Below are 15,076 nucleotides of genomic sequence, written 5' to 3' on the forward strand. Positions count from 1 at the left end.
TATCAGTCGTAATGGACTAATTCATAAGGCAAGCTCGGCTCGCGACCTTCGATCAGCGCGCTCAGGAAGGTCCAGAACACGTCGGCGGACGGCGGGCAGCCGGGCATGAAGTAATCGACCTTGACGATTTCGTGGATCGGATGCACTTTGTCCAGCAACAACGGCAACTCGGGATCGCTCGGGATTTGCGGGTTGTCGACGCCGATGCCGTCGCGGTAGGCTTCCAGTAAACATTCCTCGACCGAAACGAAATTTCTTAACGCCGGCAGACCGCCGTTGATGGCGCAGGCGCCGACCGCGACCAGCACCTTGCAATTCTTGCGGAACTCGCGCAGCACGTGCACGTTTTCGGAATTGCAGACGCCGCCTTCGATCAGGCCGATGTCGCAGGGGCCGCAGTGTTCGATGTCGGTCAGCGGCGAGCGGTCGAATTCCACCACTTCCGCCAACGCGGTGATGCGCTCGTCGATATCCAGAAATGACATGTGGCAACCGAAGCAGCCGGCCAGCGAGGTGGTCGCGATTTTGATTTTAGGGCTCATGGTCAACCTCCGCGGACAGCGCAACCTCGCTGATTTGGCGTTGGTCGTACAGGCGTTGGCCGATCGGCAACTGGTAGCCGCTACGCTTGATCAGAATCGCGCCGGTCGGGCAGACCTGGGTGGCTTCGTCGGCGACGCTGATGTCGCTGTCTTTCAACTTGCCGCTGGCCGAATTGACGATCAAGCGCTTGTTGATACCGCGGCCGGCGATGGCGAACACGTTTTTGCCGTCTTTATCCCGGCTGGCCCGCACGCACAGATTGCAGAAAATACAGCGGTTGTGGTCCAGCAAAATGTCCGGATGCGAAGCGTCCACTTCTCGCTGCGGGTAGAAATGCGGGTAGTGGTTGTCCAGCATGCGCAAATGGTAGGCCACGCCTTGTAGTTGGCAATTGCCGGACTTTTCGCAGGACGGGCAGAAATGGTTGCCTTCGACGAACAGCATCTGGGTCAGGCGCAGCCGGTCCTGCTGCAGTTCCGGGGTATCGCTGACCACGTTCTGGTTGGCTGCCGCCGGAAAGGTGCAGGCCGACGTTTTGCGGCCGTTGACGAACACCGTGCACAGCTTGCAACTGCCGTGCGGCGCGTAGCCCGGCTTGTGGCACAGGTGAGGAATGTAGACGCCGGCACAACGCGCGGCTTCGATCACGCTTTGCCCTTCCGCGAACGGAATGGTCTTGCCGTCTATGGTCAGCGTGCCGCTCATGTCAATTCTCCACTTGGTTCAAATGCGCAGCGGCATCGTCGCGCTGGGCCAGGCGGCGGGCCGCCGCCAAGGTCGCGTCCAGATCGAAGCCCGGCGCGAATTCCCTGACTTGCAATTGTTGCAGGTAATGCTCCGGATAACTCAGCAGCGTGGTCAATATCGGATTGGCCGCCGACTCGCCCAAGCCGCAATGACTATTGTTCTTGACCACTTCGCATAAGGCGCTGAGCTGTTCCAGGTCTTCGGCGGCGCCGTGGCCGTCGGCAATTTTCGCCAACTGGTTTTTCAGCAACGCAGTGCCGACCCGGCACGGGGTACAGAAGCCGCAACTCTCGTGGGCGAAAAAGTCGATAAAGTTTTGGGCGATGGCGAAAAGGTTGCGCGAGCGGTTGAACACCATGAACGAACCTGCCGTCGATAGATCTTCGAACGCCACGACCCGGTCCAGTTCCCGGTTCGAGATAAAAGTGCCGGACGGGCCGCCGACTTGCACGCCCATCACTTCGTCGGCGCCGCAATCCAGCAGAATCTGGCGCACCGGGGTGCCGAACGGGTATTCGTAAATTCCCGGCCGCCGGCAGTCACCGCTGATGCTGAGTAGTTTGGTGCCGGTCGACTGCGGCGTGCCGACTTCGGCAAACCACTGTCCGCCTTGAATGGCGATGTGGGTGGCGGCGAAAAAGGTTTCGACGTTGTCGACTACGGTCGGTTTGCGCTGGTAGCCGCACACCACCGAATTGGGCGGCTTGGTGCGCGGGATGCCGGGCTTGCCTTCCAGCGATTCGATTTGGGCCGAGGCTTCGCCGCAAATGTAGGCGCCGGCGCCCATGCGGATTTCGATGTCGAAATCGAAGTCTTCCCGGCCCAAGATCGCCTTGCCGAGCAAGCCTTGCTCGCGCCGGGCCTGCAGCACCGCCAGCAGCTTGTCGCGCAGGAACAGGTATTCGGCCCGCAGGTAGACCAGGCCGTGGCTGGAGCCGATGATCGCGGCGCAGACGGTCATGCCTTCGAAGACTTGGTCGGCGTAAAGGTCGAGCAACATGCGGTCTTTGAAGGTGCCCGGCTCGCCTTCGTCGGCGTTGCAAATCACATAGCGGGGCGTCGCCGCTTGCTGCGAGCAGGTGCGCCACTTCAACGCGGTTTTAAAGCCGGCGCCGCCGCGGCCGCGCAAATTCGATAGGTCGACTTCGGCCAGGGTTTCGGCCAGCCCGCGGGCGAACGTGGTCTGCAACGCCTCGCCGCTGCTGAACGGCTGCTTCAGCAGCAAGTCCGCGCGGCAAATCGGTTCGTCAACCTGAAACAGCTCGGCCGGCCAGTCCGCCAGCGGCACTTGCTTTTCGATCAACTCCGCCACCGCAGCGATTTTGGCCGGGGTCAGACGCGGCAGCGGATAGCCGTTGACCAGCCCGGCCGGGCCCTGGTCGCACATGCCGGTGCAGGAAGTGCGGTTCAGGCTGACCAGACCGTCGCCGCGCACGCTGCCGACTTGGACTTGCAAGCGCGCGGCCAGCGCGTCCAGCACTTGCCGGTTGCCGAGCATGTGGTCGGTAATCGAGTCGGAGACCAGCAGATCGTAGCGGCCTTGTGGCGTCAGATGCAGAAAGCTGTAAAACTCGGCGACCGCGATGATTTGCGTGCGCGGAATTTGCAAACTCGCAGCTATCTGCGCTATGGCCGGCTCCGGAATGTGGCGGAATTCGGCTTGCACCGCCCGCAAAATTTCCAGCAATCGGGCCGGCTGCAATTCGGCCTGGGTCAGAACCTTGTCTACAAAAGTCTTCATGGTCTGTTTTTTCTTCCTGTTAACGGCAATCGCGGTCGAAACGAGTCTGCCAAATCAAGGCCGGGTCCGGCGCCGCGGCAAGCGGGCGTTAATCCAGGCTGGCCCGACGGACAATTTATCGAAATTGGCGACATTAATAAACCACCGAATTCGGCAATAGACTGTATGCCGGTTTAGCAATGCTGCGGCCTTGGTCGGTTGATTCGGCGTTGACCGGGCAAGCCGATTCGGGCTAATAATGTCGGGGTCGTTCCATAAACAGGCAGGTGGATATGAATCCGTGGTTGTTATTAGCCGTGGCAATCGGCAGCGAGGTGGTGGCGACTTCGGCGCTGAAAGCCAGCGACGGCTTTACCCGGCTTTGGCCGGCGCTGATCGTGGTGGCCGGTTACGCGGTGTCGTTTTTCTTTATGGCGCTGGCTTTGCGCTATATCCCGATCGGCATCGTCTACTCGGTCTGGGCCGGAGTCGGCATCGTTTTGATCGCGTCGGTAGGTTGGCTGTTGTTCGGCCAGCAACTGGATGTTCCGGCGCTGGCCGGCATGTTTCTGATCGTGTCCGGCGTGGTGGTGATCCGGGTGTTTTCCAAAGCCGCCGCCCTGTAGTCGCCAAAAAACGTGCCGGACCCGGACTACTCGTCGTCCTGGCAACCGAAGTGGTATTGGTAATCGGCCATGGCCCGTTTGATCACTTCGTGCGCTTCTTCGCGGTTGTAAACGTGGGTGATTTCGCAGACGTTCTTCTCGCTGGGCAGATGTTTGTAGGTCAAAAAATAATGTTTCAGCCGATTGATGTAGGAATCCGGGCAGTCCGAAACATCGCGCCATTGCCGGTAAAACTCGTCGCCCTTCATCACCGCAATGATCTTGTCGTCGGCCTCGCCGCCGTCCAGCAGCCGGAAACCGCCGATCGGGATCGCTTGCAGCAGGATGTCGCCGTGGGTCACGCTACGTTCGCTCAATACGCAAATATCCAGCGGGTCGCCGTCGCCCTTGGTCACGTCACGGCCGGAACGGCTGGCGGCGAATTCGGCGATGCGTTCCGCACAGTAACTGCGCGGAATGAACCCGTATAAAGTCGGAATCATGTTGGAAAACTTCTGCGGCCGGTCGATCTTCAGATAACCGCTGTCTTTATCGATTTCGTATTTGACCGTGTCCGACGGCACGATTTCGATGAAGGCCGTGACGATGTCCGGCGCATTGTCGCCGGGATGGATGCCGTGCCAGGGGTGTGCTTTGTGTTTAATATTCATCAGGGTTTTAGGGCTGGGGAGGAAACTGGTTACCGGCTTGGTTTACCAGGGCCGGGATGATGTGCAAGGCTGGCGGGGGCGGCGGCATGCCGGTCGCCGCCAATCGACCGGCGTCGTCATGATTATTCTGCCGCCACGGTCGCCGGTTTGCGTTTCAAATCTTTGTTCAGACGCTGCAGGCGTTTGACCATCTCCTTTTTCATTTGCTCGCGGCCGATCGAGTGTTTCAGGCTGCTACCCATGCCGGCAACCTGGTCGGTGGAACTGCGGATCGAATAGAACACCAGCGTACCGTCTTTATAGGGCAAACCGCCGGCGACGACCTGGCTGGAGTTGTAGGAGTGGCCGACGTAAAACTGGCGGGACAGGATGATGCCGCCGGCATCGCCGACTGAGATTAGCCTATGATTCAGAATCGCGGTGGGCCGGTCTTCCACCCGCCGATTCAACCAAATGAATTGCTCGGTCGTATTGGCAGGTAATGCGGCCGGATAAGTCAACCAGGCTTGCTGCAATTCCGGAAAGTAGCGGGCCCAGGCTTTGCTGTTGACGGCGTCGGTGCGCAACTCGGCAGCGGGGTCGGCGCTGCCGCCGTCGCGGATGTAGGCGGCGATGCCGTTCAGGCCGTTTTTTTTGTACGCCAGCAGGCGCTGCAGCAAGAACTCGCGGTAGGTCTGGTTGGCGGTTTTCAACAGGGTCTTGTCGTCGGCGTCTTCCAGTTGGGGTTGCAGGCTGTTCAGGCGGTCCAGCTCGGCTTTGGAGAGGTTGAATTCGTCGCCGGCTTCGGCGGCCAGAAAGGCCTTGGCTTCGTCCAGTTGTTTGTCGGTGAAGGCGAATTTTTTAAAGCTGTCGCTGCTCGGATTCGGGCCCAGCGTCGCGCTGGCCAGAATGTCGCTTTCGATCGCATTCATATTGCCCTTCTTGATGTAATCGGCAATCTGCGCCAACGGCACCGGCAATACCATTGCCACCCCTATCGCCAACTCCTTTTGGCTGGTTTCGCTGACGTCGTAGCCGACAATCTCGCCGCGGTCCAACTGGGCGATTTGCTCGGTGCCGATGCCGAAGTTTTGCAGGGCTTGCAGCGGCGAAGGCGCCTCCTGAGCTGTGGCCGGCGCGGCGGCCATTGCGCAGCTCAACAGCAGTGCTGCGGCGAATGGGATCTTGATCGGCATACAGGCTCCTTTGCAGCGGGGCGCCGGATTGGCCCCGGTTTCAACCCTAAGTGTCGGCCATCAGCCGCCGTTTGACAACCGTCAATCGCGTTCCGGCTCGCCGTCGGCAGATCTGTTAGTGGCGGAATCGCCGTCGGCGGCGGCTTGGGCCTCGATCAGGTTACTACCGAACAAGTCGGCAAATTTTTCCGCCGGTAACGGCTTGGAGAACAGATGGCCCTGGCCGTAATCGCAACCGGCGGCCCGCAACAGCTGCATTTGCTGCCGGGTTTCGATGCCCTCGGCCACGACTTTCAGGCCCAATTTGTGGGCCATGACAATGATCGCTTCGCACAATGCCAGATCGCTGGCGTCAAAACCCAGATTGCGGACGAAGCTTCGGTCGATTTTCAGGTAATCGATGTCGAATTTTTTCAAATACGACAGCGACGAATAGCCGGTACCGAAATCGTCGATCGCAACCTGGATGCCGGCATCGCGGTAGGCGTACAAGTGGTCGCGGATCACGTTGTCGGCATCCAGCAACAGACCTTCGGTGATCTCGATCACGATTGCCTGCCCGGCCAGGCCCAGCGATTGCAAGTAAGCCAGCCACTCGCTGTCGACTCGGTTATGGCGGGCGAACTGGACCGGCGATTTGTTGATGCTGATTTTGAAATCCGGCGCGTGGCTGGCGCGCCAGCGGGCGATTTGCTGGGCCGCCACCCGGAACACCCAGTCGCCGATGTCGACGATCAGGCCGGTTTCCTCGGCCAGCGGTACGAACTCGGCCGGACTGACTCTGCCGCGCTTCGGATGGCGCCAGCGCAACAGCGCTTCGGCTTTATGCATGGCGCCGGTGGTCAGGTCCACGACCGGCTGGTAATGCAGTTCCAATTCGCCGTTAACCAAAGCTTGGCGCAGATCGTTGGTCAGCCGCATGCGGTTTTGCGCGACTTGTTCCATCTCGGCGGTAAAGTAACTGTAGCGGTTGCGGCCTTGCTGCTTGGCGCTATACATGGCCTGATCGGCGTTTTTCATCAACTGCTCGGCGGCGGTGGCATCCTGCGGATACAGGGTGATGCCGATACTGACCGAGATATACGCGAGTTCGTCGCCCAAGCGGAACGGCTCGCTGAGACTGTGCAGAATGGCCTGCGCCACCCGGTCGGTGTCGGCCTGCGATTCCAGTTCGCCGAGGATGATGGTGAATTCGTCGCCGCCCAGGCGGGCCACGGTGTCGGCTTGGCGAACGCAGTCGAGCAGGCGTTTGGCCGCTTCCTTCAATAATACGTCGCCCATACCGTGGCCCAGCGTATCGTTGACTTCCTTGAATCGGTCCAGATCCAGCAGCATTACCGCCAAGCCTGTGCGGTCGCGTGCCGATTTTTTGATCTCCTGGTTCAGCCGGTCCTGGAACATGCGGCGGTTGGCCAGATCGGTCAGCGGATCGAAATTGGCCTGGCGCCAGATGGCCTGTTCCACGTGTTTTTGTTCGGTAATTTCGGAGAACATGGCCACGCGGCGTTCCAGCTCGCCGTTTTCGCTATAGATACTGTTGATCACCAGCCACTCGTGGTAAATCTCGCCGTTTTTGCGTTTGTTCCAAATTTCGCCTTGCCAGTGGCCGGTCTGCAGCAACGAATGCCACATGTGCTGGTAGAAGTCGGGGCTGTGGCGGCCGGATTTCAAAATATCGGTGGTTTTGCCGATCACTTCCTCTTCACGGTAACCCGTCAGGCGGGTAAAGGCGTCGTTTATGGCGATAATCCGATTGTTGGCGTCGGCGACCATCACCGCTTCGCCGATGGCTTGGTGGATCATCGCCATCAATTGCATTTCCCGTTCCAGGCGTTTGCGTTCGCTGACGTCGTGCACCGATACCAATACGGTATGTTGATTGTTGATTTCGAGCGGGTTCAGACTGATTTCCACCGGAAACTGGCTGCCGTCGGCACGCAGTGCCGCTAGCGAGCGGTTGGCGCTCATCGGCCTGGCTACGTCATCCCGCATGAAACGCTCGCGCAACGCGGCATGGTTCAGGTTGGCCGGAAACGGCACCAAATCGTCGACGTTACGGCCGATCAGGGCCTCGCGCGCATAGCCGAATACGGTTGCCGCCGGTTGATTGGCCAGCAGGATGTTGCCGCTGGCTGCGACCAGTAGCGCCGCTTCCGGCGCGCCGGCGACGATTTTTTCCAATTGTTGCCATTGCAGCAGCTTACGTTTGGAAATATCGGTGTGAGTGCCGATCATCCGCAAGGCCTTGCCGTTGGCGTCGCGTTCGATGACCAGGCCGCGACTCAAGATCCAGCGCCAGTCGCCGTCGACTTTGATTCGGTGTTCGTTACTGAAACGTGGGTTCAGATTATTCAGATGGGCCTGTAAATCGGCCATCAGTTTCGGGCTGTCTTCCGGATGGATGCTGGCTTTCCAATTGCGGTAGTTATCGCGGGCGTCGAGTTCGTCGAAATTGAGGATTTCCATGCAGCGCGGCGATAGAAACACTTGGCCGCTGGCCAGGTCCCAGTCCCAGACCCCGTCGCCGCCGCTTTCCAAGGCGAATTTCCAACGCCGCTCGCTTTCTTGCAGCCGTTTTTCGGCCGCCTTGCGCTCGCTGATGTCGGTGCAAATGCCGCAGACTGCGTAGATGTCGCCGCCGGGGGTGCGTAGCGGGAACTTATGCACCAAGTAGGTTCGGAGCGTACCGTCCCGGTGCGGGATTTGCTCTTCGAAGATCATGGGCTGCCCGGCCTCTAATACCATGCGGTCGTTGCCGCTCAGGCTGGCGGCAATCTCGGCCGGGAACAGGTCGGCATCGAAATGGCCGCGCACCTCGTCTTCGTTCAGGCCGAATATTGCAGCGAATTGCCGGTTGACCATTTGGTAGGCGCCGTCCGGGGTTTTCGTGAAAATCATCGTCGGCGTATGGTCCAGAATGCTCTGGAACCGGGCTTCCGATGTGGATAGCGATTGGCCGAACTGGATTTGCGTCGACTCGTCCTTCACCAGTTCGATTACCCCGACAATGCGGTCGTCGGCGTCGCGCAACGGTGTCTGCACCGAACCGAGCCAACGACCGTCCACGCTTTGGAACGGGGCGTGGTAGACGGTTTCTCCTTTCAGGGCACGCTTGATCCCGGCCGGGACCTCGGTTGCCGCCAGCCAGGGAAATTTTTCCAGCGGTGTCCGGCCCAAACAGTCGTCTTCGCCGATGCCGGTGAGGGTCTGCATAAACCGGTTCCATAGCTGGTACCGGCCCTGAGCATCGTAGATCACCACGCCTTGTTGCAGCGACTCCAGAATCTGCCGGTTAAACGCGCTCAGCGATTTGGCGGCCAGCTCCGCGCGTTTGTGGTTTTCGACGGCCAGGGCCAGCATGATGCCGAGGACCGCGCAGAGCAACAGGTACGACCATTCCAGGTAGGGCCCGCTGTGAGGATCGACGCCGGCAAAGTAACCGCGGCCGAGTGCGGCGCCGAGCAGCGTTTGCATCGCTATTGTCGCGACCAAGGGCAAAACGCCGGGTAGGCCGAAATTTAATGCCCCGTAACCGATAAAGGCCAGCAGGTAAAAGGCTTTGCCGAAAGCGCCCGGATAAAGCGGCCAATTTAAAAAGACGATATGGCCGGCCAAGAGGGCTAGCGCCAGATGGGCCGCGCCGTGGCTGTAACGCCAGACATTCCAGCGGACCAGGGGACGGTATTGCCGGAGCAGCAGTATGGGGGTGGCGATGGCGATGCCCAGCAAATCCGCCATCCACCAATGCAGCCAGTCGTTGGTCCACTGTCCGGCCGGGCTCAATTCGAAAACACGTAACGCCGTGGCGGCGCAAAACGCCGAGATGACCGATACCAGGCTGCCGCAGAGCAGTAAGCGCAGGAAATCCTGCGGGGTTTGCAACAGAGTGGGGGAATGGCGCAATAAACGCTGGCCGGCCAATGCCGATACGGCGGCTCCGCCGGCGAAGGCCAATGCCGCCAGCGGCGGGCTGCCGGCCCACAGGTTGCCGGCCAGAGCGCCGGAAAACACGGCAGGCCAGTAGCGGCGGCCGCCCAGCAACAATCCGCCCAAGGCAATCCCGCTGGCCGGCCAGATAATGGCGACCGTGCCATAGGACGCAAAAAAATCTGCGGCCAGCTTTGCCGCCAGCGCGTAGGCCAAGGCCAGTGCGGTTGCTGCAAGCGGATTGCCGCTGAAAGGGGAAAATATAGTTTGCAAACAAATACCTTAGGTCAAAACGAAGAGCCGGGATTCGGGGTGCCGAAACCGACCGTTTATCGCACAAATGATAAGGTTTTGTCATCCATTGCAGCCGGCCGCGGAGGCTGGCCGGTTGAGAGCGGCGCCGGTTCGCTCAATTGATAGCGCCTTTGGTCCCTTGGGTAGGGAGTGTTTCGAAGTGCGGGTCAGCTGGGCCTTAGACAGGTTCAGCCCGAACCGAATACCCGCAATAAACCGCGCCGGTTTATTGGCCCAGGTTTTCCATTTCGACGCTGACGCTCAACTCGTGGTCCTGGCCGCCGAAAATGACGCCTTTCAGCGGCGTGACGTCGCTGTAGTCGCGGCCCCAGGCGACGACGATGTGCTGGTCGCCAGGGGTTTGGTTGTTGGTCGGGTCGAAGTCCATCCAGCCCAGGTCCGGCAAATACACCGAAAACCAGGCGTGCGAGGCGTCGGCGCCGACCAGCTTTGGTTGGCCCGGCGGTGGCAGCGTTTCGATGTAGCCGCTAACGTAACGCGCCGCCAGCCCCTGGGAGCGGATGCAGCCAATCGCCAAGTGGGCGAAATCCTGGCAGACGCCGCGCCGGTGTTCCAATACGGTTGCCAGTGGCGTGCTCAAAGTGGTGAATTCCGGATCGAAGGTGAAATCGCGGTAGATGCGTTGCATCAAATCGCGTATCGCTTCCGGTAGCGCTCTGCCCGGTGCGAAGGATGGCTTTGCATACGCCGCCAGCTCCGGGCCGGCGCTGACCAGCGGCGAATCCAGCGCATATTGGCGCGCGTCCAGGGTCGGTTCGCTGATCTCGCTGTGCAGTATCTGTTTGGCGGTTTCCCAGGCGACGCCGTGACTGAGATCCATTTGTGCCGGCTGGCGGATGCCCCGGACTTCGCTAACGGCGGTGACTTCGAACGTCTGGTGCGGTTCGCGGATCGAAAACCAAGCCACCTGGTTGCCGAAAAAATCGTTCCGTACCCGGTATTCGCTGGGGCTGGGCAAAATCTGCAATTGGGTGTCGATCACCTGCTGATTTGGGGTCGGCCGCGGCAACATGCGGACTTCGTTGTAGGACAATCCGACCGTTTGCTGGTAGCTGTAAGCCGTGGTATGAGTCACCTTATAACGCATGGCAAGCCCTCAAAGCAGCGATTGCGGCGCATCGCCGTGGCGGAAATAGGTCGCCGTCAGCGTTTCCGACAGATTGGCCAATAGCCCGTATATTTTGCCGAGTTGGCTGTCCAACGCTTCGCGGCTGCCGCTTGCGGCGACAGTCTGCAATTCTTCGATGTTGGCGATGTGCAAAATGCAACTGGCCTCCAGCAGCAAACGTTCCTCGGCACCGATGCGGCGGTTGCCGGCCTCGCGCGGCAGTTTGGCGACGTGTTCTTGTAGCCGGCCGATTTGGTAAGCCAGGGAACGCGGATTGTTCGGGTCCAGCAACAGCAATTCCAGAAAAGGCGCCAGCTCCAGGTTGGCGCGGTAATGTTGCCGGTAGCAGATCAGATTGTCGCTGCTGTCCAGCAAGGATTCGATTAGCCGGGTTTCGGCGGCTTCGCTTTGCGGTTCGGCGAATGCGGTGCGCAGCAGCGACACCAGTTGCAGGCCGCGTTCCAGGCGGCGGCCAATGTCCAGAAACAGCCAGCCGTCGCCGCGGGTCATGCTTTCCATGGCCAGGCCGCTGAAGGCGGACAAGGTCGTGACCAATTGGTCCATCTGTTCCTGCATCGACCACAGTCCGGACTTGCGCAGGCGTTGCGCCGCGGCGATTTGCTCTTCGATTTCGTCCACCACCCGCCAGGTATCCGACGACCACAAGTCGCGCACGGCATAGGCCGACTGCGCCATGCGGTTGATGGTATCGGGCAGGCTGCCGATGCGGTCGGCATCGGTGGCCAATGCCAGCAACTCGGCTTCCGGCGCCTTCAGCAATTCCTCGGCATCTTCGCCAAAGAAACCGGGGTAGGAACCGGTGGTGCCGGTGACGCAGCGCAGCAGGGTATGCATGCTGTGTTGGTAATCGGGATTGTCGCGTTCCGGATTGATGAATAATTTTTTGATCGTGGCCCGGATCAGGCGAATGCCGCCTTCGGCGCGTTCCGCGTTGCGGCCGACCCAGAAAATATTATCGGCCGCGCGGCTGGGCAGGGCGCTGGCATGGCCGCTGAGGCCGTTATCGCCGGCTTGCGGCAGGGTAGTGATTTGCGGTTCGCTGGCGATGACCCAGGTGTCCTTGCTGATGCTGCCCATCTGGTTCGTGATCAGCATCTCGCCGTAACTGTGGGCACTGCGGGTCAAGCCGCCCGGCATCAAGGTATAGCCGTCGGCTCGAGCCACCATGAAGCAGCGCAACAAGGATTGCCGCGGCTGATAGCTGCCTTCGGCCAGACTCGGCGCAGTGGAAAAGCTTTCGTACTCCTGGCCGACGTAGATAGCCGGCCGCGCCTGAATCCGCTGGCGCCAGGCGGCCAGTTCGGCCCGGCTCAGTTTGTGGCCGAACACGGCGTGCTCGCCGGGTTTGCGGTAAATCGGCTTGATCACCAGCCGTGGCAAGTTGGCCAACACGTAGCTCAGTTCCAGACTTTGCCCGCACCACCAGGTCGCGATTGAATTCAATTTCAGCGACTGGCCCAGAAAGTATTCGGCGATACCGGGCAGGAAGGCCATCAGACCGGGGTTTTCCAGCACGCCGCTGCCCAGCGGGTTGGCGATGGCGACATTGCCGCGGCGGACGACCTCCAACAAACCGGGTACGCCCAGCCGCGAGTCTTCCCGCAGTTCCAGCGGATCGCAGTAATTGTCGTCGACCCGGCGCAGGATCACGTCCACCCGTTGCAGGCCGGTCAGCGATTTCAGCCAGACGCAACCGTCGCGCACGGTGAGGTCGTCGCCTTGGACCAGCGGATAGCCCAGGTAGGCAGCCAGATAGGCGTGTTCGAAAAAGGTTTCGTTGAGCGGTCCCGGCGTCAATACCACGACCCGCGGCAATTCGTGGTGTTTTGGCGCGATTGCGTTCAGACCGGCGCGTAGCGACTGGAAAAAACGCGCCAGCCGATGGACTTGGTTGTCGCGAAACAAGCTGGGCAGCACTCGGGACATGGCCAGCCGGTTTTCCAGCGCATAGCCGGCGCCGGACGGCGCTTGGGTCCGGTCGCCCAACACCCACATTTTTCGATCCGGGCCGCGAGCCAGATCGGCGGCATAAAGTATCAGTTGGTGCTGCCCGGCCAAGCGAATCTGGTTGCAGACCCGCAAAAAGCCGCCGTGGTTGTAAACCAGTTCCAGCGGCAACAGGTTCTTTTTGATCAGCTCGCGCGGGCCGTAGAGGTCGGCCAGGATCAAGTTCAGCAATTCGGCCCGTTGCAACAGGCCGGCTTCGATATCGAACCATTCGTCGCTGGAGACCAGCAGCGGCACCGGGTCCAATCCCCACGGGCGGCTGGCACCGTCCGGGTCGCCGTAGACATTGTAGGTGACGCCGTTTTCCCGCAACAGCCGCAATGCTTCGCGGTGGCGTTGCGCCACCTCGTCCGGGCCAAGCTGGATCAAGGCTTGCATCAAATGCAGCCAATGGCCGCGGATCTGGCCGCTCTCGTCCAGCATTTCGTCGTAGCACTCGGGCTGTTGGCGGTACGCGGATGCGAAAGCTTCTGGCAGGCTGAAAGTGGTCATGGCGACGAGTTTGCCGGTTTAAGGCGAATTACGCAATCGATAGTGGCAGTCTCGGTTGCTTGGCCGCTGCCGGTTTTCCGACAGCAAATGTCGTGCCGCTGCGTTCGGATTGGGGCGTCGGATTCCGGAATGGGCGGTCCGCGGCTCGCAGGCGACATACCGCGGGTGCCGCAGCAATATCAAGGCCGCGCCAAACCGGAGCGCAGTGCTCGCTATCGGGGCAATGGCGCGAGCGGGTTCGGCGCCTGCAGAAAAGGGCTGGTCGATTTAGTAGTGGTAGCCAAATTCGCAATTGCCGCCGAGGCGTTCGCTGAGCGGGGCGGTACCGAGGGTGTTTTGGTTTAAATCCATATTGCAGTCGACGTCGACATTGGATTTGCGGCTTTTCCGCGAACCAATCAAATTTTGCTCGCGGTTATCGGCCAACGTCGGGCCACTTTGCGCCGGCCGTTCGTCCAGCCAGCGGTCCGATGGCATGCTGAGGATCAATTCCGGGCGGGATTCGGGCGTCGCGGTGGGGGTGGCGCCGGTAGTGCCGGGCCAAACGGCAAAAACGGCGATGACTGCCAACAACTTGGCGGGGCGGGCAACAAGTAGGATTTTCATGGCACTCTCCTCAAGCCCCTTAGGCTTGGATGACGAGTTTTTTGGTGTAAAAGGCTTTAAAAATGGCCTGTAAGGCGTGGAAAAGTATAGACAAAATTTTCAGATTGTGGAGGGTTTTTTCCGGACTCTGGCGTGTTGAAATTTGACGGCAACGCTGATCCAACCGCGGTTGGACAGTGTTGGCGGGCGTTATATCCCGCTGGACGGCGGATCGGTTGGCGTGCGTAGCGTCCAATTTGGACGCCGGACGGTTGGGCCCGGCCGAAAGAGTCAGGCCGGGCGGCAAGGGGGTATGGTCTGGGGGCGTTCAGCAATTCATCGGTAGCGGCCGGGAATCGGCCTTGCTGAATTGCGGCAGCGTCGCGAAGGCTTCCTTCAGCTTTTCATGCCACATGCGGCGCAGTTGTATCAGGTATTCGTTATCTTCCTGGAAGCAGTAGTATTCGTCGAGAGCCAGGCTGTCCTTGTGATAGACCAGCAGTTCCACCGGTGCGCCGACGCTGGCGTTGCTGCGCATGGTCGAGTCCATCGAAATCAGACAGCAGCGGCCGGCTTCCTGCAGCGATGTTTCGATTTTCAGAAACCGGTCGAGGACCGGTTTGCCGTATTTGTTTTCACCGATTTGCAAATAGGGGGTTTGGCGGGAGGTGGTAATGCAATTGCCTTCCGGATACACCAGATAGGCGCCGTGCGGCTCCTGGCCGATCTGCCCCGCCAGGATGAAGGTGGCCGAGGGGTTGAAACTGCTTTGGCCTTCATCGACATGCCGCCGTTGCTTTTCCACGCTGACATGGCCGACGTAATCGGCGGCTTCGGACAAATAGCTGACGCTGTCCAAATTGACTTCGGCCTGCTCCTTGATGTCCCGTTTCAATTGGTCGATCACCGCCTGCGTGGTAGCCAGATTGCCGGCACTGAGCAGGATGATCTTGCGATCGCTGGCCGTGGTAAAGGCATGCATTTTGCCGTAGGTGCTGACGTTGTCGATGCCGGCGTTGGTTCGGGAATCCGAGGTTAACACCAATCCGTCCTTCAGAGAGACGGCGATACAGTAAGTCATAAGCGCAGAGTCTGAAACATTAGGTTAACCGCAGTGTACTAGAGATAAACCGCAAAGGCCAACGCCGGTCTTGGTGGAC

11 protein-coding genes are annotated in these 15,076 nt (G+C 60.0%); 1 reads left to right on the forward strand and 10 read right to left on the reverse strand.

What is annotated here, in order from left to right; translation table 11 throughout:
• Nucleotides 1-2: 2 nt before the first annotated feature.
• The 3 genes from C2U68_RS13975 to C2U68_RS13985 are packed head-to-tail and all read right to left on the reverse strand — an operon-like array spanning nucleotide 3 to nucleotide 3,031.
• Complete coding sequence (locus C2U68_RS13975) at nucleotides 3-542, reverse strand: NADP oxidoreductase (RefSeq protein ID WP_140913080.1); 540 nt, start codon at nucleotides 540-542, stop codon at nucleotides 3-5.
• Nucleotides 532-1,248 (reverse strand): 2Fe-2S iron-sulfur cluster-binding protein, encoded by a 717-nt coding sequence (locus C2U68_RS13980; protein WP_140913081.1) that lies wholly within the window; start codon nucleotides 1,246-1,248, stop codon nucleotides 532-534. The genes C2U68_RS13975 and C2U68_RS13980 overlap by 11 nt, the downstream gene beginning before the upstream one ends.
• Nucleotide 1,249: 1 nt before the next feature.
• The gene (locus C2U68_RS13985; RefSeq protein WP_140913082.1) at nucleotides 1,250-3,031 is read right to left on the reverse strand and encodes an NAD(P)H-dependent oxidoreductase subunit E; all 1,782 of its coding nucleotides are present in this window, start codon (nucleotides 3,029-3,031) and stop codon (nucleotides 1,250-1,252) included.
• A gap of 272 nt (nucleotides 3,032-3,303) precedes the next feature.
• Here C2U68_RS13985 and C2U68_RS13990 point away from each other — a divergent pair, with 272 nt between their 5' ends.
• Nucleotides 3,304-3,636 (forward strand): SMR family transporter, encoded by a 333-nt coding sequence (locus C2U68_RS13990; protein WP_140913083.1) that lies wholly within the window; start codon nucleotides 3,304-3,306, stop codon nucleotides 3,634-3,636.
• Between the two features lie 26 nt (nucleotides 3,637-3,662).
• Here the strand turns inward: C2U68_RS13990 and C2U68_RS13995 are convergent, their stop codons facing one another.
• The 7 genes from C2U68_RS13995 to C2U68_RS14025 all read right to left on the reverse strand — a co-directional run bounded on the left by C2U68_RS13995 (nucleotide 3,663) and on the right by C2U68_RS14025 (nucleotide 14,997).
• Entirely contained in the window at nucleotides 3,663-4,286 is a 624-nt protein-coding gene (locus C2U68_RS13995; RefSeq protein WP_140913084.1) for an inorganic pyrophosphatase, read from the reverse strand.
• Nucleotides 4,287-4,408: 122 nt separating this feature from the next.
• Nucleotides 4,409-5,461: a hypothetical protein gene (locus C2U68_RS14000; RefSeq protein ID WP_140913085.1), complete on the reverse strand. Its 1,053-nt coding sequence runs from the start codon at nucleotides 5,459-5,461 to the stop codon at nucleotides 4,409-4,411.
• A gap of 81 nt (nucleotides 5,462-5,542) precedes the next feature.
• Nucleotides 5,543-9,661, reverse strand: a complete 4,119-nt coding sequence (locus C2U68_RS14005; RefSeq protein WP_140913086.1) for a PAS domain S-box protein — start codon at nucleotides 9,659-9,661, stop codon at nucleotides 5,543-5,545.
• A gap of 247 nt (nucleotides 9,662-9,908) precedes the next feature.
• Nucleotides 9,909-10,790, reverse strand: coding sequence for a transglutaminase N-terminal domain-containing protein (locus C2U68_RS14010; RefSeq protein ID WP_140913087.1), 882 nt, complete (start codon nucleotides 10,788-10,790; stop codon nucleotides 9,909-9,911).
• 9 nt (nucleotides 10,791-10,799) lie between these two features.
• Nucleotides 10,800-13,331 (reverse strand): circularly permuted type 2 ATP-grasp protein, encoded by a 2,532-nt coding sequence (locus C2U68_RS14015; RefSeq protein ID WP_140913088.1) that lies wholly within the window; start codon nucleotides 13,329-13,331, stop codon nucleotides 10,800-10,802.
• Between the two features lie 267 nt (nucleotides 13,332-13,598).
• Nucleotides 13,599-13,937, reverse strand: coding sequence for a hypothetical protein (locus C2U68_RS14020; RefSeq protein ID WP_140913089.1), 339 nt, complete (start codon nucleotides 13,935-13,937; stop codon nucleotides 13,599-13,601).
• Nucleotides 13,938-14,244: 307 nt separating this feature from the next.
• Nucleotides 14,245-14,997: a peptidase gene (locus C2U68_RS14025; RefSeq protein WP_140913090.1), complete on the reverse strand. Its 753-nt coding sequence runs from the start codon at nucleotides 14,995-14,997 to the stop codon at nucleotides 14,245-14,247.
• Between the last annotated feature and the right edge of the window lie 79 nt (nucleotides 14,998-15,076).

This window comes from Methylomonas koyamae (assembly GCF_006483455.1).
GTDB classification, from domain to species: Bacteria; Pseudomonadota; Gammaproteobacteria; order Methylococcales; family Methylomonadaceae; genus Methylomonas; species Methylomonas koyamae_B.